This is a genomic window from Photobacterium frigidiphilum (genome assembly GCF_003025615.1).
Taxonomy (GTDB): domain Bacteria; phylum Pseudomonadota; class Gammaproteobacteria; order Enterobacterales; family Vibrionaceae; genus Photobacterium; species Photobacterium frigidiphilum.
Window position 1 is genome coordinate 1 of record NZ_PYMJ01000013.1, and the last position, 19,135, is coordinate 19,135.

General features: G+C 39.9%; 17 protein-coding genes. 11 read left to right on the plus strand and 6 right to left on the minus strand.

Annotation, left to right across the window (positions count from 1 at the left end):
- The first annotated feature begins 719 nt into the window (after positions 1 to 719).
- Positions 720 to 2,036, plus strand: a complete 1,317-nt coding sequence (gene brnQ, locus C9J12_RS13960) for a branched-chain amino acid transport system II carrier protein (protein ID WP_107243274.1) — start codon at positions 720 to 722, stop codon at positions 2,034 to 2,036.
- 618 nt (positions 2,037 to 2,654) lie between these two features.
- Here the strand turns inward: brnQ and C9J12_RS13965 are convergent.
- Together C9J12_RS13965 and C9J12_RS13970 are read right to left on the minus strand one after the other, a co-directional pair.
- Positions 2,655 to 2,834: a restriction endonuclease subunit S domain-containing protein gene (locus tag C9J12_RS13965; protein ID WP_107243275.1), complete on the minus strand. Its 180-nt coding sequence runs from the start codon at positions 2,832 to 2,834 to the stop codon at positions 2,655 to 2,657.
- Positions 2,835 to 2,998: 164 nt separating this feature from the next.
- Positions 2,999 to 3,304, minus strand: a complete 306-nt coding sequence (locus C9J12_RS13970; RefSeq protein ID WP_227876365.1) for a DUF6916 family protein — start codon at positions 3,302 to 3,304, stop codon at positions 2,999 to 3,001.
- A 288-nt stretch (positions 3,305 to 3,592) separates the two neighbouring features.
- Between C9J12_RS13970 and C9J12_RS13975 the strand changes: the two genes are divergently transcribed.
- Positions 3,593 to 4,741, plus strand: a complete 1,149-nt coding sequence (locus C9J12_RS13975; RefSeq protein WP_107243277.1) for a chemotaxis protein — start codon at positions 3,593 to 3,595, stop codon at positions 4,739 to 4,741.
- A 165-nt stretch (positions 4,742 to 4,906) separates the two neighbouring features.
- On the opposite strand, the gene C9J12_RS13980 is transcribed toward C9J12_RS13975, so the two are convergent.
- Complete coding sequence (locus tag C9J12_RS13980) at positions 4,907 to 5,830, minus strand: GlxA family transcriptional regulator (RefSeq protein ID WP_107243278.1); 924 nt, start codon at positions 5,828 to 5,830, stop codon at positions 4,907 to 4,909.
- A gap of 98 nt (positions 5,831 to 5,928) precedes the next feature.
- On the opposite strand from C9J12_RS13980, the gene C9J12_RS13985 reads away from it, so the two are divergent.
- Positions 5,929 to 6,492: a cysteine hydrolase family protein gene (locus tag C9J12_RS13985; protein WP_107243279.1), complete on the plus strand. Its 564-nt coding sequence runs from the start codon at positions 5,929 to 5,931 to the stop codon at positions 6,490 to 6,492.
- Between the two features lie 344 nt (positions 6,493 to 6,836).
- On the opposite strand, the gene C9J12_RS30700 is transcribed toward C9J12_RS13985, so the two are convergent.
- Together C9J12_RS30700 and hdfR are read right to left on the minus strand one after the other, a co-directional pair.
- Positions 6,837 to 6,998: a hypothetical protein gene (locus C9J12_RS30700; protein ID WP_170111781.1), complete on the minus strand. Its 162-nt coding sequence runs from the start codon at positions 6,996 to 6,998 to the stop codon at positions 6,837 to 6,839.
- 316 nt (positions 6,999 to 7,314) lie between these two features.
- Entirely contained in the window at positions 7,315 to 8,175 is an 861-nt protein-coding gene (gene hdfR, locus C9J12_RS13990) for an HTH-type transcriptional regulator HdfR (RefSeq protein ID WP_107243280.1), read from the minus strand.
- Between the two features lie 165 nt (positions 8,176 to 8,340).
- Here hdfR and maoP point away from each other — a divergent pair, with 165 nt between their 5' ends.
- The 7 genes from maoP to C9J12_RS14025 all read left to right on the plus strand — a co-directional run bounded on the left by maoP (position 8,341) and on the right by C9J12_RS14025 (position 15,957).
- Positions 8,341 to 8,691: a DUF413 domain-containing protein gene (gene maoP / locus C9J12_RS13995; protein ID WP_107243281.1), complete on the plus strand. Its 351-nt coding sequence runs from the start codon at positions 8,341 to 8,343 to the stop codon at positions 8,689 to 8,691.
- A 123-nt stretch (positions 8,692 to 8,814) separates the two neighbouring features.
- The gene (gene gshB / locus C9J12_RS14000; RefSeq protein WP_107243282.1) at positions 8,815 to 9,843 is read left to right on the plus strand and encodes a glutathione synthase; all 1,029 of its coding nucleotides are present in this window, start codon (positions 8,815 to 8,817) and stop codon (positions 9,841 to 9,843) included.
- Positions 9,827 to 11,809: a flavohemoglobin expression-modulating QEGLA motif protein gene (locus C9J12_RS14005; RefSeq protein WP_107243283.1), complete on the plus strand. Its 1,983-nt coding sequence runs from the start codon at positions 9,827 to 9,829 to the stop codon at positions 11,807 to 11,809. Before gshB ends, C9J12_RS14005 begins: the two co-directional genes overlap by 17 nt.
- A gap of 431 nt (positions 11,810 to 12,240) precedes the next feature.
- Complete coding sequence (gene ectA / locus C9J12_RS14010) at positions 12,241 to 12,783, plus strand: diaminobutyrate acetyltransferase (protein ID WP_107243284.1); 543 nt, start codon at positions 12,241 to 12,243, stop codon at positions 12,781 to 12,783.
- A gap of 23 nt (positions 12,784 to 12,806) precedes the next feature.
- Positions 12,807 to 14,072 (plus strand): diaminobutyrate--2-oxoglutarate transaminase, encoded by a 1,266-nt coding sequence (ectB, locus tag C9J12_RS14015; protein WP_107243285.1) that lies wholly within the window; start codon positions 12,807 to 12,809, stop codon positions 14,070 to 14,072.
- 11 nt (positions 14,073 to 14,083) lie between these two features.
- The gene (locus C9J12_RS14020; RefSeq protein WP_107243286.1) at positions 14,084 to 14,470 is read left to right on the plus strand and encodes an ectoine synthase; all 387 of its coding nucleotides are present in this window, start codon (positions 14,084 to 14,086) and stop codon (positions 14,468 to 14,470) included.
- Between the two features lie 68 nt (positions 14,471 to 14,538).
- On the plus strand, positions 14,539 to 15,957 hold the full coding sequence (locus C9J12_RS14025; RefSeq protein ID WP_107243287.1) for an aspartate kinase: 1,419 nt from the start codon (positions 14,539 to 14,541) through the stop codon (positions 15,955 to 15,957).
- Between the two features lie 140 nt (positions 15,958 to 16,097).
- On the opposite strand, the gene C9J12_RS14030 is transcribed toward C9J12_RS14025, so the two are convergent.
- On the minus strand, positions 16,098 to 17,942 hold the full coding sequence (locus C9J12_RS14030; RefSeq protein ID WP_107243288.1) for a lipoxygenase family protein: 1,845 nt from the start codon (positions 17,940 to 17,942) through the stop codon (positions 16,098 to 16,100).
- An 800-nt stretch (positions 17,943 to 18,742) separates the two neighbouring features.
- Between C9J12_RS14030 and C9J12_RS14035 the strand changes: the two genes are divergently transcribed.
- On the plus strand, positions 18,743 to 19,111 hold the full coding sequence (locus tag C9J12_RS14035) for a hypothetical protein (protein WP_107243374.1): 369 nt from the start codon (positions 18,743 to 18,745) through the stop codon (positions 19,109 to 19,111).
- Positions 19,112 to 19,135: the final 24 nt, after the last annotated feature.

The following is a 19,135-nucleotide window of genomic DNA, read 5'->3' on the forward strand; positions in this document are numbered from 1 at the left end:
AGTCGATCGCTCAATAACATTTTTAACCAAAGTGATCGGCATCGATGTTATTAGGTGATCGCCATGAATGGTATTGGCTGATCGGCATCAGTGTTATTGAGCGATCGGGATGGATGAAAATATGCAATTGAGCCGCTCACTAAGTGGTTACCATTTTACTCAGCACACATGAGCTGGTTAGTGCCAGTATTCATCACAATCGCCATCTCTAAGTTGCTATCATTTCGCTCTGAAAAAATGATTCCCGCATAAAGTTCATCTAGACACTTCGCATAACAAGATGGCACCCAGTTTACTCATAAGCTGGGTGCCAACTTCTTCAACTTACGGTTCTGGGCATCATCAAACATATTGGTATTCAAGCGGCACCAATGGCATAAAATGGCAGTGTTTAACACCAACAATTGTTTAAAAGTAAAATCAATACGCTAAAAAACCATTTACATCCCAGCTTAATACTTATATGTTGAGTGTGTTGCCAATATAAACGACTAGGTTTAATTATGCTTTCTCATACAGCCCAACAATTTATGACTTCAATGAAAGTACTAAATCGTGCTGTATTGCGTGCAACGAACATTATCATCGCCATTATTCTAGTTATTATTAACTAGGCTGGCGGTTACTTCCGTCAGCCTGGCTGACGGAGGATATAGTTTTCCCTTCATCTTTTTCAGCCTATCTGACGGTCCTAATAGAAACAATACAGGACATGTCCATTGAAAACACACGACTTACTTGCCATTGGTTTAATGACATTCGCCCTTTTTCTTGGCGCTGGAAATCTCATTTTTCCACCTTCTTTAGGTCTAGAAGCTGGCACAAACCTTTTTCCTGCAATGGTTGGATTTCTTATTACAGCTGTTGGTTTACCCGCTCTAACACTGGTTGTTTTAGGTCGACTCAGTAGCACTCAGAACTTAACCAATCCACTACCTAAATGGTTAGCCCGTACCTTTTGGATATTGCTGTTTACGGCAATAGGTCCGGCTTTTGGTATGCCTCGTGCTATTACTGTTGCATATGAGATAGGAATAAAGCCTTTTGTTAATAGTGACCATCTATTACTTTTCTCAATCATCTTTTCTGCAGTAACGTTACTGCTTGCTTTTAAACCCGGTCATTTAGTTGATTACATTGGAAAGGTAATGACACCATTGCTCATTCTTATGTTAGTCGCACTTGCATGTGCCGCTATATTCTCGCCTTTAGGCATACCACAAGCTCCTTCTTTCGATTACCAACAAGATGCCATTACTCATGGATTGATCCAAGGTTACATGACCATGGATGCTATTGCTGCGGTCGGATTTGGTTGGGTAATTATTCAAGCAATAAATGCAAAAGGGATTACCGAGCCTAGAGCTGTCGCTAATACAGCATGTAAAGTCGCCATTATTTATGCCGTGCTAATGACAGGATGTTATGTCGCAATGGGTTATGTTGGCGCAACATCTGCACCTGTTGCAGCTAATGCAACAAATGGAGGCGAAATCTTAGCTAAATATGTTGCGGGGCAATTTGGTATTTATGGTCAGTGGCTACTGGCTACAATCATTGTAATGGCTTGCTTAACAACAACAGTAGGATTAACCAATGCTTGTGCTGAATATTACAAGCAAACCTTTAAAACACGCTTTCCAGTAACCGCAATAATCGTCGTAACACTTACTGCTATCATTGCAAATTTAGGTTTAGAGCAAATATTAACCGTTAGTCTTCCAGCTATCTTAGTTCTGTGTCCTGTTGCCATTGCGCTTGTTCTATCTTCTTTTGTATTGCCTTCTCTTACATTATCGAATAAAAAAGAAAAATCATTTACTCATGTTATGGTTTTATTTACCGCTTTATTCTTTGGTGGAATTGATGCCCTCAATATTTTGGAAAAGACGCCTGATAACATTCATTCACTATTTCTACAAGCATTGCCATTGTATAACGCGCATGCCAGCTGGTTGTTACCTTGTTTACTTATATTAGGGGGAAGCTATCTAAAAGCGATTAAAAAACCTATGTCTGTTGATATAATTAATTAAGATTGACTTAAGCATTACAAACTCAACTTAAAAATAGCATTGATAACTTTTATTTAGGACGAGACAGTGTAAATATTCTTGCTGGTTGTTATCTCTAGAGTTGCGTTCTCTTGAAAAGTACCTTTAGAGGTAACAACGTAGCGGTTAGTTGCCATTACATATACCGAAAACATGGAGCCTATATTAGCTCTATCTTTCATAGGGGATATAAGAAACGGCTTCTGAGCGTGACTGATAGCCAACACCATTAGTTACCCATAAAAAGTAGAACTTTCGAACATATAAATAATAACACTCACTTTGTTTTACCACTTTAAATTTCTTATTAAAGCTAGTTATCGCCATCTGAAGTCTCATAATAAAGTCGTAGTAAATAATTGAATACGGTGAAGATACCTCTATTTATACTATTTCATTGATGTCAAAAAATAATCATGCGGTCGAGTTAACGATTTAAAAATCATTGTTACATAGAGAGAGCTTCACTATTTGAAGTGTTCGCAATTAAACCTTTATGACAGCGTGAGTATTTATGTCGGCGCTATTAATCCAAGCTAACAGCTAAATGATTTAACAGACCTCTAAATAAGGTCTGTTAAATAAAACAAAAAAAGAGGCTTACTCTGGCTTGCGCTTACCAGTCATGAACTCTTCAAGAATCTCTGGCGTTAGTTCACCAGCGTCTTCTAGACGCTTTAGCTCTGCCACAATTAGCTTTTGGTCATCAAGAGAAGGAATCGGTAACTCAGGCTCTTGCGTAAGGTTTTCAGGGACACTCAGGTTTAGATCATCTTGCATGTTTAATCTCTTCATTAGATTCAATCACTGCGATCAGTATACAACAAACCCTAGGCAGAAAACTTGATCATAACCGCCGTTGTTTTTTTACTTGTTCAACTGCTTAATAATCAAACTTTCTCTATAAAATTCCATGCTTTCATTCCTCTTGACTCAATAGAAACTCACCACGTATTTTGGCTATCAATCATCACTTCATAATCATGTTCTTTTTTATGGATAAGATACAATTCAATTTCGCCTAACTTAGGATGCTTAAAATGATAGTGTCCATCAGGAAAGTGAGTACTACCATCACCTTGAAAGTCGATCGTGAAATGTTCTATCGAACGCCCTAAATCATCCATGCCATGGCGCTCTAATTGCGTAACCGACTTCACGCTAAATGTGCCTAATACATCAGATTTATCAAACAAAAATACATGTTCACCAACCAGTTTTTCAATATTTTTCATTGATAATGGATTCATAGCTACCCCACTGTATATGTCTAATATCTTTACCATCAGGTGCGTTTAGTTCATCACCTTCCAATAATTATAGCTTGGCCTACAACTATCCATAATATGTATTGATTGGTTATTTAATTTCATATAATGAATATACAAAAAGGCTGGTCTAATCATACCGACGTATCGATTTTAGGATCTTTTAGTTTTTATCGATATTAATAATAACTTTTCAATAGACATCATCTGGCTATCTTCTTAAAATTCTTCGAATTAATACCCAATAACCATTAGCAGATAATTGTCATCATGACTCTCTTTCGTTCTTTATTTTTTATAGCTATCGTTTTTCTTGTTTCTTCTTGCTCTTTGCTTGAAATTAAACTCGACTCACAAACAACCCCGCTCACCACCCAAGAGCTCAACATTAGACTGTTGTCTCGTGATTACAGCATCACTTTTTTTAAGACTATTGAAGAAGCGGCAGATAACATTGCCCAAGCTAACCTCGACGATAACGCGCAATATTCTTATACGTTGCTTTGGAAAATTCACAGTGAAGAAGGACTTCAGCAGTCGGTATATCAGGCATCTCCGTTAGCGAGCTTAATCGACAGTTGGGTATTTACCTACCAGATGAATGATTATTTCACGACAGGTGCGGGTAAAAATATATTTGTAGAACAGCAATATATAGCAACATCAGCCAGCCAGAAATTGGTTAAAGACGCAGACACACTCGCGTTTAACTTATTAAAAAAAGCCGACTATTTAACAGCTCAGCGTTTTGTCGCCCAGTTCAGTCAACAACATCCTTTTGAAAACCTTGCATTTAATAGAACGCCCGCATTTAAAGATTGGCTAACCTTTAACGGTATTGATGAATCAGAAGCGATAACAACATTCGGTACAATGCCTGAAGCGCTAAGCGATCTATCAGATAGACTCAGCTTAATGTCAAATCAGACACCCAAGTTATTATCATGGAAAGCAGAGTTAGTTGCGCGTAACAGCAGAGTGAATGGTGAACAGTTAAGCCAAACACTGTCAAATATCAATAATACATCATTAAAATTCCAAGAGTTTATCGATAACAACCCTGAATATATGCGCCTGTTAGCCTCTGAAATGGGGAAAGAGCTACAACCATTGCTGAATGATTTCGATAAAAAAGCAGGTGAAAAGTTAAATGTTATTACGCAAGAACGTATCGCGTTAGAAATAATGGTTGAGCGTGAACGTATTGCTATTGGTCAAATGGTAACGAAAGAGCGTGCAAATATAACCACAGATTTAGATGGTATCGCACAAAATGTTGTCAAAAAAGCCATCGAACAATTAACAGTGATGCTGTCAGACATTCTGATTTACCTAATACTGTTTGTTCTGGTTATTTTCTTTGCACCCTTTGGATTAGGTTTTATTGTTGGGCGTAAAACCCATAAAACAAAAGCATAATACTAATATCTAGGTGAGTGTTGAATTAGCTATCACACCCCATATAACTAGATTTCGTTTATAGCTTCTCAACAAAAGAGAAGTTATAAACGAATCTGATAAACAGCAATATTGGAAAGTTTCATTAAAAACCCCAAGGCACACCGACTGATAATCGGCAACGGTCTAAACAAACCTCGCTTTAAATGCCGATGGGCTTAACCCTATAATTTTAATGAAAACTTTACGAAAACTATTTACATCATCATAGCCTATATTTAGCGTAATTTGCTCAAAACTCTGCGTCGTTGATTCTAATAGTTCACATGCTTTTTGTACTCGAACCCTCTGAATATACTGTATAGGTTTAAACGTAGTCGCATTGGTAAATTGGCGTAAAAATGTTCGCTCACTCATGCAGGCCAAAGCAGCTAGCATAACTATATTCAATGATTGATTATAATTCGCTTGTATATAATGCTGCGCTTGTAGTATTTGCTCATTTCCATGACTGAATTTGGGCGAGAAGCTACTATAATAGCGCTGCTCTCTTCGACCAGTATCGACAATAAGGTATTTCCCAAGTGTGCGCATTATGTGTGGTCGAGTGAATTGTGCAACTATCTCTAACCCTAAATCAATCCATGACATGAGCCCTCCAGCACTAATTATGTCGCCATCATTAATCAGCAAACTTTCAACTTTAAGTGATACTTTGGGGTATTGCTCATTGAACTCGTCAGCTAACTGCCAATGCGTCGTCGCTGATCTATTATCGAGTAACCCCGTTTGGGCAAGTATAAATGTGCCAGCACAAGCAGAGCATAATATAGCTCCCATTCGGTGAGCATCCTTAAGAAACATCAATAATTTTGACGACGGTGCTTTGAAATAACTCCCCTCTAGGTTGGGAGGAATAATCACAATGTCACTTGAACTTACACTCTCTGACATTTTATCAGGTTGCACAATTCTAATTACAAACTGCATATCATGGTTATGATCTACAATGACCTTATTTGCTAATATAAACAATTCTTTAAACCCAAGCACTGCGCTTTGAAGTGCATGAGGATAATCGATAATTACTACACGGATAGATTTTGTCATTTTTGCACTGATTTATGGCAGTTACGCCATGGGTGTGATTGATTTGTATTTTGCATAATAGCCTCATTAAATCATTGAAACAACGCAGAGAGATTATTATGCCAATTACAGCTTTATTATTGATTGATTTTCAAAACGACTACTACCCTACATACACAAGTGCTAAATGGGCACTATCAGGTACTGAAGCAGCAGCATCAAATGCGGCTATTCTGTTAACCGAATTTAGAAATAAAGGGTTACCAGTTATTCATGTCCGTCATGAGTTTCCTTCAAATGATGCTCCGTTCTTTTTACCTGAATCAGAAGGAGCAAAGATTCACGTCAGTGTTGCCCCACAAGACGATGAGCCAGTCATTTTGAAACATCAAATAAACAGCTTTCGAGATACAGAATTAAATCGTATTTTGAAGAACCTTTGTGTGGAAAGGCTCGTTATTGTCGGAGCAATGAGCCATATGTGTATAGATGCTGTTACTCGTGCAGCCGTTGATTTTGGCTATGAATGTCATATCGCTCATGATGCTTGTGCAACGCTAGATCTAGAATTCAATGGTGTAGCGGTACCCGCAGTTCATGTTCATAATGCATTTATGGCTGCATTAAAGTTTGGTTATTGTAATGTGGACAGTACTGACAAATTAGTCGAATTAGTTCGTTAAAGGCATTGCCCCTTTGATTCTAAATAATAGCAATACCAGTTAATCAGCAAGAACTTTCCCAGGTAATGACAACGCTGAGGTTTCTCGTTTATCAGAGAATGAATTTATTATTATTTCTTATTGGGAAAAAGAAGAAAATATAGCAGAGTACCTTAATTGGAGAGAAAGTAATGGCGATTTCTCTCTATTACTGAGCGTCCTTATTCAAGCACCTAAAATCATAACCTATGAAGTAATTGATAATATTTAAGCTCAACGAAGGGTAACCACTACGAGCGGTAACGAATTAATATCTAGAGACTAAAAAGGCGTACTCGCGATTAACGATGTACGCCTTTTCTTTATCAATAATCGAACTCACTATGCTCAGAGCTGTCGTAACGTTGCTTAACTATACGACGTTTCTTTTTACGATCATCTTGAATATAATCTTGAGATTCGTCACCAAAATCTAACTTTGATTTAGCTTTAGCATTTTTATGAAATTTTTGATCTAACTTAGCCATGTTATTTCCTGAAATACATCCAGTGTGAGTGATTAATAATAGAACACTGGCAATATTAATGCTCTATTATGACAAAATTACGAATATTCTATGTCGAAATTACGACAGATGATGAGACTGTTAAATCCATCATTATGACAATGTAAATATTCGTTTCCTAAGACTAATCGAATCACAGAAGCTGTGTACAACAAGATTTTCTTATCGTCACCATTGTTATTTTTCATTAAAAACAAAAAATATACCAATGTCTCGATACGCTGTGAACTCGTTAACATTTATGAGCAACATGCACTAAAATAGGCAACTCTTTATATTAGACAGATTCAATAACATTATTAAAAGGTACCGCTAACATCGCTTCAATCATTTCTGATTTTTCATTATCTTCACGAGAAATCAAATACAGTGACTGCTCCATCACAGGAGCACCTTCCACGACATGCAATAGACCTTCATCAACACTTTGTGCAACCACAGGTGATGGTAAATACCCCACTCCACCACTACCCAAAATATAATCTAACGCCATACGGCTTGAATGAGTATGTAAAATTGGCGTACGTTGTAGCTCATGAATCCGGCTATGCTCAACAGAGAAACGTGTTCCCCAATCAAGATATACCAATGGGATATCTCGTACATTTTCCATTGTACAGTTTGGTTTATGTACAACCAATTGTAACTGATAGTCTCGCACTTTTGTTACTTGTAGGTTTTCAATTCTTGGCGCTTCACTGGTAATCGCTACATCAATCGTCTTATCAAGTAATCGCTTCGACATGCTCTGACGAGGCACAGACTCTAAGCGCAATGCTAATCCGGGTATCGAACCATATATGCGGTTTATCCAATCTGAAATACCATCAAATTCCCAAAAAAGTGCAGATGCACCTATCGCTATCTGAGTGTTTAACGTTTCAGATAATGCAACATCTTGCTTCGCTCGTCCCCACGTTTGCAATATGGCTTCAGCATACGGCTGTAAACGTTCCCCCGCTGCCGTTAAATGCACATTACCGCGCTGCCTTGAAAATAAAGGGTTGCCTAGCTGCGATTCTAGCTGTCGAATTCGAAAGCTAACCGCTGATTGCGTTAGAAATAAATTATCTGCCGCACGGCCGAAATGACGTGTTTTGGTCACCTCTAAAAACGTTTTAAGTAATTCTGTATCCACAAGGCTTGCTCTCATAAAGAACGACATTAATTAGTTTGGATATTACACCGAATCACTCAAAAAGGATCGATAAAAAATTTTAATCGTTATGGCGAAAATTACTCGTTTTACAAGTTTGACTCTCTGCATGATTATCTGCGAAAACCTCAGCAGGAATATAAATTAATGAGAATTTTAGGCAAATTTTACGACGATAAAAATTTCCCTCGAGGCTTTAATCGTTCAGGTGTATTCACCATCAATGAAGCCAGCATGTTAGAAAATTATGGTCGCACTATGCGCGGCTTACAAGATGGCTCAGTTGCTCCCATTGATGAATCTGAAGGTCAATTTCTAGCTGAGGTTAATGGACAACAAGATGTCATATCTGAATTCGGACGTTGTTGGACTAAGTATTTAAATCGAACAACGACAAAAGAACGCCGCTATACATTGTGTGATTCACCACGTAAGCCTAAAGGCTTATACGACTACGATGATGGCAACGGCTCAGATGACAATAGTATTGATTATTAAACTGCTTTAACGCCACTCGTCACCCTTTAATTTAATTATAACGACAAGCCATCGTCTAAAGAACGATGGCTTATTTCTTTTTGCGCTTAGAAAAAAGCTAAGCAATGTAACTTGGTAATATGTATGAAAATCTGTTTTGTTATGTACCCGTGGGATAAAGTAGAACCAGAATCTGACTCTACCTTACGTATGATTCACGAAGTCGCTAGTAGAGGGCACACGGTAGCCATTACAACGCCAAATAATTTGACAATGCGTGATAGCATGGCAATCGCATTCTGTAGCGTTTTAAAAAAGTCAGACATTTCTAACAATATACCAAGCTTTTACCGTAAAGCTGAATTTCGTAAAGCGCAGCTACCTTTAGCGGGTTTTGACGCAATCATTATGCGAGCAAACCCACCGCTAGACACAATGGCATTGAATTTCCTTGATTCAGTTCGTGATGACACCTTCATCATGAATGATATTAACGGACTGCGCGTTGCAAATAATAAGCTGTATACCGCGTCTTTACCGGATCCAAATAACGAGTTTATTCCTGTTACTCATGTTTCTAAAAATCGTGAATACCTAGAGCGTGTACTAGAAGAAAGTCCTAACGATCGTATGATCATGAAACCGCTAGACGGTTACGGTGGTAGCGGCGTTATTTTGGTCGAGAAAAGTGCAAAGTCGAGCGTTAAATCCTTGCTTGATTTCTATATCGGTGCCGACCAAAACTACGTGATCTTACAAGATTATATTGAAGGCGCTGAAAAAGGCGATGTACGTATCATGATGCTAAACGGCGAGCCTATTGGGGCTATGCGTCGTGTACCAGCAGATGGCGATGTTCGCTCGAATATTCACGCAGGTGGAAAAGAAGTAAAACACACATTAACAAAGCAAGAGCTGCGTTTATGTAAGCACATTGGTCCGAAATTAGTCCGTGATGGTTTATTCTTTGTCGGGCTTGATGTAATCAGTGGCAAGTTAGTTGAAGTTAACGTACTCAGCCCTGGCGGCATCACACGTATTAACCGTTTAAATCGAACCAAACTTCAGTCTGAAGTGATTGATTTCGTTGAAACGGTAGTAAAAGCAAAACACTCTAGCATCGCGCGTAAAAATGCATTCAGCAAAGTAATTGAAGATGCTACAGCTAACTGAGCAGGAGGTGCTGGATAAGATCCAGCATCTCGTTCCTTTTGAAGGACAACTAAACGACGGTAGTTTAACTATTCGTATCAGTGAGTATCAACCGTACATTGCAACAGCGATACATAACGGCAGCCGCCTACGTGGCGAGTTAATGACAAAGTGCGAATTAACAGAAGAAGAACGATACTTCGAAGAAGATCCGTTTACTGGTGATTTCATTTCGTCTTTACCTATCGTGTTACAAGGTGATGACTCGCGCTATGAATATGACTTAAACCGATCACCTGAACACTGTATTTATCAAGATGCGTGGGGGAAAAACGTTTGGTCGACACCGTTAACGGATGCTGAAAAAGCAACATCTCATGACAAACATGCATGTTATTACCGTATTCTTAAATGCTTAGTCGCAACGTTAGAAAACAAGTTTGGCTTGTGTTTATTGTATGATATTCATTCATACAACTATCAGCGCGTTGAGAATGAAACACCTACATTCAATGTAGGTACAAAACAAGTCAATGCACGTCGTTGGCGTAAAGAAATTAATGAACTGTTAACTGGTTTAAGCAACATTGAACTGCCTAATATTGCCGTAACAGCTAAAGAAAATGATATTTTCAAAGGTATGGGGTATCAAGCAACATTCATTAGTCAGCATTTCAACAATACATTGATTTTACCGATTGAAATCAAGAAAGTGTATATGAGCGAATTGGGCGGTGGAAGCTTTCCTCTTGTGATTGAAAAAATGAATGAATCGATGAAAACGGTTATCACGAAGCACGCCGCTTCTACCATTTTGCGTCGAACAAAAGTAAAGCGTTTAACTGGCAGCAATATATTGGCCTCTAAGCTACCGCGTGAAGTGATCAAACTTGATCGTCAACTTTATGCGATATCTCGTGGTATCAATACATTAAGCTATATAAACCCAACAAACTTGAAGCAAGAAAAACGTCGCTTCTTGCATAATCCGTATTCATACCAGCCACAATTTACCTATCGCCAGCTGGATTTGGATCCGTACAAGTTTCGTGAACAACTATACCGTTTACCTGTTGAAGATATTCGCGATGCGGATATCCAGAAAATGTATCGCAAAGTAATTGACCAGTTAGCCATTCGTATCGACTTGCTAACCAACATTGGTACTGAGGAGTTCTTATATAACTCTTTACGCTACTATGGTCAGCCAGACGAACGAGATATTGCGAATGCAAATTTCATTCTTCATGCTTGCGAGTACCAAGAACCACCAGAAGCAACGATTAGTGCAGCAGAAGCTATTCAAGCATTTAAAGATGCCGCAGATGATTACGGTATAACCTGTAAAGTGGTTGGCTCGAAGCAACTGATTGCCAGAGCAATGGTGAGTGGACGCAGTATAAAGGTAAACACAGGCTGTATGTTCTCACAAAGAGACTTAGACGCATTAATTCATCACGAATTAGGCGTTCACTTAGTCACTTCGGTGAACGCAGATGCACAGCCGCTTAAGGTATTGAAACTCGGATTACCTGGCAATACACATACACAAGAAGGCTTAGCTATCTTATGTGAGTTTTTATCAGGTAGCTTCCCATTACATCGCCTTAAAACACTCGCATTGCGCGTAATTGCTGTTGATATGATGGTAAATGGTGACAGTTTTGGTACAACATTTAATGCCTTAAAGCATGTTCATAAGCTCTCAGATGATGATGCCTTTACCATTACAACGCGTGCGTATCGTGGTGGTGGCTTCACTAAAGATTTCTTATATTTACGCGGCTTAAAAGATGCTATTAATGCTCATAAGCAAGGGGATTTAACCTCGCTATTTGTCGGTAAAACAGGCTTCGAATCGAAGTCTTTATTAGATGAGCTGATTGCACGAGAAATCTTGAAAAAGCCGACATATATACCGAAAGCGCTGACCATCAAAAAAGAGCCCGATCCTGTGATGAATTTCTTAATAAATTCCATCAAATAATGCCAATTTAAAGCGACTTCGGTCGCTTTTTTTTATCTGTCATAAAAATCAAACGATACCCCATCCATAATTCACGATACAAGCGACCTTGTGAACAATTTGATTGCATTTCACCTGAAAACGACGCTGTATTCGCAAGGTTCCCCCCCCCCTCATTTAAGCAAGTATCATTGCAACGAACAAGGTTAATCTCGAATGCTTTTGTCAATTAAGATCAACAAGCAATTGCTCAACAGCTTAAGTCACCAACCCGACAAATAATTAGAACACAAAACATTAAGCAGCATACTGGAAAGTAAATTTTCTAGATATAAATCAACACAATAAGATAATTGGAATGGGTATTATTCATGTATACACTTGATATATTCATTGTGGAGTGTAATGATTGCGCTATGATTGTTTAGACCACTAAAGATTATGGATGCAAAATGATTACGACAGCACCTTGGATTGTATGCCCGACAATATTAGCCAAAGATGAAAACAAGTGGGTATTTAGAACACCAAATATTGGCGATGGTGACCAAGCGCATAAGCTTATCGCGTCATGCCCCCCTCTGGATATGAATTCGTCTTACTGTAACTTTCTGCAATCTACTCACTTCAAACAAACCTGCATCATTGCAGAATTCAATGATGAAATAGCAGGTTTTATATCTAGCTACCTCAAGCCAGAAAATAATAACGAATTGTTTATTTGGCAAGTTGCCGTAGCCCCCAAGCACAGAGGGAAAGGGCTTGCATTTCATATGCTAAAAGAGCTTTTAATACGCGACAACCTGGAACACATTAAGGCAATTGAAACAACAATCACCAAAGACAATCAAGGCTCTTGGAACCTATTCAAGAAACTGGACGAGGAAAATAATAACCTTGGTTCAGTGACAACTTTTCTGGACGAGCACAAACACTTTAAAGGTAAACACGATACCGAATACCTGTATCACATCCCTCTTACCAAAACTCTTTAATTCATTGAAAAAACGGTCCCAATATGGATATCTTCAAAAAACAAGAATCAAATGTGCAATCATATGCGAATAACTTCCCTGTTATTTTTTCATCTGCAAAAGGGTGTTGGCTACACACCAATAATGGTAAACGTTACCTCGACTTCCTTGCTGGCGCTGGTTCGTTGAACTATGGCCATAACAATGACGTACTAAAACAAGCACTACTTGATTATATCGATTGTGATGGTATTACCCACGGCCTAGATATGCACTCACAAGCCAAGGCGGAATTTTTAACCGCACTTCGTAATCACATATTCTCCCCCCGAAATCTTGATTACAAAGTGCAGTTCACCGGTCCTACTGGCACAAATGCCGTAGAAGCGGCAATGAAGCTCGCACGAAAAGTAACTGGCCGCATTAATATCGTCACTTTCACCAACGGCTTTCACGGTTGTACCATCGGTGCACTGTCTGCAACAGGGAACCAGCACCACCGCGGCGGTGCTGGTATGCCTCTGATAGGCACTTCACGTCTTCCGTACGAAGGCTACGCTGGCGTTGATGGTCTGGCTTTGTTCGAAACAATGCTGAACGATAACTCAAGTGGTTTAGACAAGCCCGCAGCAGTATTACTTGAAACGGTACAAGGTGAAGGTGGATTGAATGTTGCCTCTACTGAATGGCTGAAACGACTGAGCAGCATTTGTAAGCAGCACAAAATTCTACTGATTGTCGACGATATTCAAGCCGGCTGCGGCCGCACCGGCACCTTTTTTAGTTTTGAACCTTCAGGTATCAAGCCAGACATCGTTACTTTGTCCAAATCAATCAGTGGATATGGATTACCGATGGCGCTAGTTCTACTTAAGCCTGAACTCGACATATGGCAACCAGGTGAACATAACGGTACTTTCCGTGGTAATAACCATGCCTTTGTTACCGCAACTAAAGCCATCACAACTTACTGGGCAAACGGTGAATTTGAACAGCATATCGACCAGCGTGCAAACCAAGTCAACACCGCAATTCAACGCACCCTGCGCCGTTATCCGTCATTATTTATCCGCGGTAAAGGCAGAGGTTTGATGCAAGGTATCGAGTGCAAGAGCGGCTCTATTTCATCTGCCATCGCCAGAACATGTTTCGACAAAGGTATGATAATTGAAACCGCAGGCCCAGATGACGAAATCGTTAAGTTCTTCTGTCCCCTCACTATTAGTGAGTCCGAGCTTGAGCAAGGATTGCATATTTTCGAACAGGCAGCAGATATCGTCGCCACTAAACTGATCAAGAAAGCTTCTTAAGGACCTTAAACATGATTGTAAGAACTCTGGAAGAGTGTAAAAACAGCGAACGCCGTATAGTGTCGGACAACTGGGAAAGTATCCGTATGCTATTAAAAGACGACAAGATGGGGTTTTCATTCCACATCACCACCATCTATGACAACACCGAAACACATATTCATTACCAGAACCACTTAGAGTCAGTTTACTGTATTTCCGGCGAAGGTGAGATCGAAGTGATCGGCGATAAAACCTACCCAATTAATCCAGGGACATTATATATCTTAGATAAGAATGATGAACATTACTTACGAGCTTATAAAGGCAAAGAGATGGTAATGGCCTGTGTGTTTAACCCACCCATTACTGGTGCAGAGGTCCATAACGAAAATGGCGTATATCCGTTAGTGGAATAACCTTCTTCCCAAGGGGCAATCAATGCCCCCTTTTCCCAGATGTAATCAAATGAGTAAAGGATTCCCTCATGAGTTATACCGTAGAGAAAATCGGCGGTACATCAATGTCAGCATTCGATGCGATCTTAGATAACATAATGCTACGCCCTAAATCTCCCTATAATCGCGTTTTTGTGGTATCCGCTTACAGCGGTATCACCGATGCGCTGCTAGAGTGCAAACGTTCTGGAAAACCCGGAATTTATCAGTATATTGCCAAGCGCGATGAAACATGGCTAAAAGCTGTCGCTGATTTAGAAATGCGTATGCTACTCGTCAACGAAAATATGTTTGCCGATCCCCTTAATCGCAGACGTGCAGATAAATTTATCAAGTCAAGGATTACTGATGCAGTAAGCTGTATCACTAACATTATAGAAACTTGTCAGTACGGCCAATTCTCTTTGCGTCATTATTTGCCTCAAATCAGAGAATTCCTATCGTCGCTCGGTGAGGCACACAGTGCCTATAATACTGCCCTAAAATTAAAAACCCTTGGTATTAACGCCACGTTTGTTGATTTGTCCGGTTGGGATAACAAAAGCTATGGCAGCCTAGATGACGTCATCAAACGCGCATTTGCCAATATTGATGTCACTAAAGAGCTGCCTATAGTCACAGGTTATGCCTACTGTGATGAAGGATTGATGAAAACCTATGATCGCGGCTACAGCGAAATTACCTTTAGTCGTATTGCCTGTTTAACGCACGCTACTCAGGCCATCATCCATAAGGAATATCACCTAAGCAGTGCTGACCCTCGCGTCGTCGGTCCAGAAAACGTATTTCCTATGGGACATACCAACTTTGATGTTGCCGATCAACTGGCCAATTTAGGAATGGAGGCGATCCACCCCAATGCAGCGTCTGGGCTACGCCAACAAAACATTGAATTACGTATCAAAAACACCTTTGAACCCGAACATCAGGGCACACTGATTTCACAGAATTACCTACCTGACGCTGAAAGAGTGGAAATCATTGCAGGTAAAAGTAAAGTCTTTGCCCTACACATTTTTGACCAGGCCATGGTGGGCAAGGTAGATAATGTAAGCTACGAGCTGATGGAGATCATCTCAGATGCCAGAGTGAAATTAATTGGTAAAGAGATGAACGCCAACTCTATTACCTACTATTTAAGTGGTGGCACAGAAATCTTAAACAAATTGCTCTACAAAGCAGAAAAACGCTACCCAAATTCGACGATTACAGGCTGCATGGTCGCACTAATTTCAATTATTGGAGCCTCTATCAATACCAATACTGCTTTAAGCAAAGGCATACTCGCCTTAACAGACAAGCAGATTTCACCAATAGCTGCCCACTCTTCCATGCGTAATGTTAACGTACAGTTTGTTGTGGAAGACAAATATTACAAAGCGGCGATATGTGCTCTTCACGCCGAGTTTATCAACCAATCTGAAAATACAACGCGCAAAATTGCTTAGCTTCTTTTAAGGAAAGCTCCCCCCAACCTGGCAATACTACTCACAAAGAAAATGCTGCTCACAACGGCAAAAAGGCGGCCTGAAGTTTATGGTTATGACGGCGAGAGTTTACCTCTCGCCTTTACCGACTTAAGGCTTACTTAAATATTAATACTTGGTGGAATTTTACTTGGTAATAAGAAACTATATTCTTGACGAGTTTCATTCTGGAGATTAATCGTTTTTTCGATATCGGCTAAAGAGGCTTGGAACTGACTCAACGGTCCGCCTTCATCAGTGATCTTATCATCCTCAAACCAATCCAAATACGGGAAGTTATTAGTACGGTACTCACCTAGTTGTCGATAATAAACGCCTCCTAATATTTGCAGCAATGAAAGCTGCTCTAGAGACTCTCGCATTGGAGGAAAGTTTTGTAGCCAAGCTTCCTTTGTCTGAACGTTTGTCGGATCCTTACCCCAAATAGCTCCGGTTACAGCAGGAGCAAAGCTCATCAAAAAACTTTGAGGGAAATTGACGGCTGCATGTTGTGCGCTGGAAGTGAAAATGACCATAGTAAGCACTTCCGAGAGCTGCTCTCGAGTTGTGATAGGTTTAAATCCTTTGATCGATCCTTCCGCCATTAATGACTCTGTCCATGCCGTTAATTCATAATCGTCAGTTACTGCTGCATCATTAGCGTAATAAACATCGATATATTCCGTCGTCCAACTCTGAATCGCATCCCAAATCAAAAGGGCATCGTCACGATACGGATAGTCTGGCAAGAAATCTTTGTTATCCACTTGGCGTGTAGCCAAATCATTTGGCAACATATAACCATAGAAATCGAGTTCAAGCCGGTCTGTTCCTGCTGCTAGCTGTGTCGATTCAATTTTCCCACCAAAAATATCATCAATAGGTCCACCCGAAGCAATCAAAGAACCTGCAGCGCTATTGTTAATAAATAAGGTTCCTTCGAAATGGGGAAGCAGTAACACATTAATCGGATGTGATTCAGCAAGACAGCGGTTCGTTGCGATGGTAAACGCTTCAATAATCAAGTGCGTACGACCGAGGTGTACAAAAAGTTCGTGATAATTACCATCAGCCACTTGAACCAAAGACATAGCGGCTTGCCACTGCCAGTACTCTGGAGAATTATCATTACTATCAATTGCATAGCTGATCGAAAAATCATCCTTGTTTTGACCACCCTGAATGGCAACTGGAGTCAGTGATTTATCACCCTTGGGAATTGCAAATAGTGCAATTGGGGCGAATACTTGTTTCTCTGGCCCTTGAGGGTTATCTACAAGTATCTCTAATTCATAGTAATCCAAAAGGTATATCCGCTTTTCAGCCAAAGCCTCTACTAACGTGTCGTCCGCCCCCATCACTTTTTGATACCCCATTTCGCTAACCGGAAAGTTATCCGGCAGGCTGGAAACTCCTTTTATTAGCATTGGGTTTTGCCCTGCAACCCGATAACGAGCGAAGACGTCATTTTGTTGGAAAACCTCAGCAACTGCCGGTAATGGGATCTTTTTGAACAGATCTTTATAGGCTTCTAATCCTGCATCTTCACGGTATTCCTTCACCTCAGAACGAACCAACCTAAGATATAAGTCGACTAATGATTTCAGCATCTCAGTTGTGTTAGTGATTAAAGTCCACTGCTGTCCTGGCTTCAAATTCCCTATCGCTTCTGAAACTTCGCCCAAACCATCTTTGATATCTACCAGTTCAGCAGCATCTTTTACGTTGGCAACGAGATTCTCCACAATAGGCACTAAAACCTTCAATACAGTGATCCCCCAAATTAAAGTAGGATCAGCTTCTTTAGGCACTTCTTTTACCATTGGTACAGGCGCCACATTGGGGTGCTCAAGATCCCAAACATATTTTCCTTGTGTATTATCCAGTTGTTTATGACGCTTTTCTTGCTGTCGTTGGCTGTCATTTTGCGGAAGTGACGGATGTTTACGTGGAAATAAGTTAAACATGATGAATCCTTTCTTATTGGTATATGGATACACAAAAGTGACCATTACAAGCAAAAGTTGAAAGAATGGCCATTGACATCACTCCATCGAATATCATGTGTAGTACCACGAACGCCCATTCGATGATATGTGCTGAAAAGATAGGTCAGGAATAGAAATAAACCAGCAACAAATAAAACTAGTTGCATATCATGTGCAATAATGTGAGCTTTCTCTCTAAATGTGCGCCGTTGCTTTTTTGTGTTGACTGCTACATCACCAACGACTCGGCTCATATACTTACAAAAATAACTTGAGATTCACGTATAAAATACTGACAATGCGCATCGCATAAAATAGGGGGGTTATACCCAAGTCACCTCAAAATGCAGGATTCAGAGTGACCTCAACGTGTTTAATTCAAGGAAAGTGTGTGTGGGAATGGCATTCCCTTTCAAACACATTTGACACAGAAGTAGACACGTTGAGTCACTCCCAAAGGGCGAGTTTTATTGGGCTTTATACGGCGTTGCTAATTTTCAACGTAGAACCACTAGGTCTATAAATTAGCGCCTTGCCTAAAGCCTAATAAATTCTCGCTGAAACGAGCATCTTGAGGTAACTTGGGTATATAGATTATTTCAAAATAATTGAAACAAATGCTGCTGTTTTATGGTCAGATGAACATTATGAAATATAATACGGCTTTTACTATTATTTAAAGCCTGTAAATTACGTTATCGCTAATCAAAGATGAAAGGTTCGCTATCAGTATGTCTTTTGGGGTGAGAAATCACCACATTGCAAAATGGTCACTGGTTATGGTTTGGCTAGTTATCGTTGTCTGTTTAGGACAACGGGCTGGTTTTATATCGTCGTGCCCAATGAGTGCTGATAACCGTTCATCTGAAGCATCGCTTTTCAATGACCAACATGCCAACGCAGAACTTGTATCAACAGCGAATACAAGTGATAGCAGCATTGATGGAGCAACTGACAAGCAATGTGACATGACAGATCACCTGCTTCAAGTTCATCAACACTCTTTTGAACATGCCCTCATCTTTATATCACTATTGATCGTTGTGCTCGCTTGGCTGAGTACGATGCAATACCGCATTCCCGTTTTAACTGAACCGATCCCCCCTACCCGACGGCTTCATTTAACCTTGTGTGTTTTTCGAGAATAAACCCTCAAGCATTTCTACATCTGG

Excerpts from the sequence above, each read along its gene's own strand:
- C9J12_RS13980 (WP_107243278.1), bottom strand. The coding sequence starts at position 5,830 with ATGACAAAATCTATCCGTGTAGTAATTATCGATTATCCTCATGCACTT.
- ectB (WP_107243285.1), top strand. The coding sequence starts at position 12,807 with ATGGATATCTTCAAAAAACAAGAATCAAATGTGCAATCATATGCGAAT.
- C9J12_RS13975 (WP_107243277.1), top strand. The coding sequence starts at position 3,593 with ATGACTCTCTTTCGTTCTTTATTTTTTATAGCTATCGTTTTTCTTGTT.
- C9J12_RS14035 (WP_107243374.1), top strand. The coding sequence starts at position 18,743 with ATGGTTTGGCTAGTTATCGTTGTCTGTTTAGGACAACGGGCTGGTTTT.
- C9J12_RS30700 (WP_170111781.1), bottom strand. The coding sequence starts at position 6,998 with ATGGCTAAGTTAGATCAAAAATTTCATAAAAATGCTAAAGCTAAATCA.
- C9J12_RS13985 (WP_107243279.1), top strand. The coding sequence starts at position 5,929 with ATGCCAATTACAGCTTTATTATTGATTGATTTTCAAAACGACTACTAC.
- C9J12_RS14030 (WP_107243288.1), bottom strand. The coding sequence starts at position 17,942 with ATGTTTAACTTATTTCCACGTAAACATCCGTCACTTCCGCAAAATGAC.
- C9J12_RS13970 (WP_227876365.1), bottom strand. The coding sequence starts at position 3,304 with ATGAATCCATTATCAATGAAAAATATTGAAAAACTGGTTGGTGAACAT.
- C9J12_RS14025 (WP_107243287.1), top strand. The coding sequence starts at position 14,539 with ATGAGTTATACCGTAGAGAAAATCGGCGGTACATCAATGTCAGCATTC.
- gshB (WP_107243282.1), top strand. The coding sequence starts at position 8,815 with ATGAAAATCTGTTTTGTTATGTACCCGTGGGATAAAGTAGAACCAGAA.
- C9J12_RS14005 (WP_107243283.1), top strand. The coding sequence starts at position 9,827 with ATGCTACAGCTAACTGAGCAGGAGGTGCTGGATAAGATCCAGCATCTC.
- C9J12_RS13965 (WP_107243275.1), bottom strand. The coding sequence starts at position 2,834 with ATGCAAGATGATCTAAACCTGAGTGTCCCTGAAAACCTTACGCAAGAG.
- ectA (WP_107243284.1), top strand. The coding sequence starts at position 12,241 with ATGATTACGACAGCACCTTGGATTGTATGCCCGACAATATTAGCCAAA.
- C9J12_RS14020 (WP_107243286.1), top strand. The coding sequence starts at position 14,084 with ATGATTGTAAGAACTCTGGAAGAGTGTAAAAACAGCGAACGCCGTATA.
- maoP (WP_107243281.1), top strand. The coding sequence starts at position 8,341 with ATGAGAATTTTAGGCAAATTTTACGACGATAAAAATTTCCCTCGAGGC.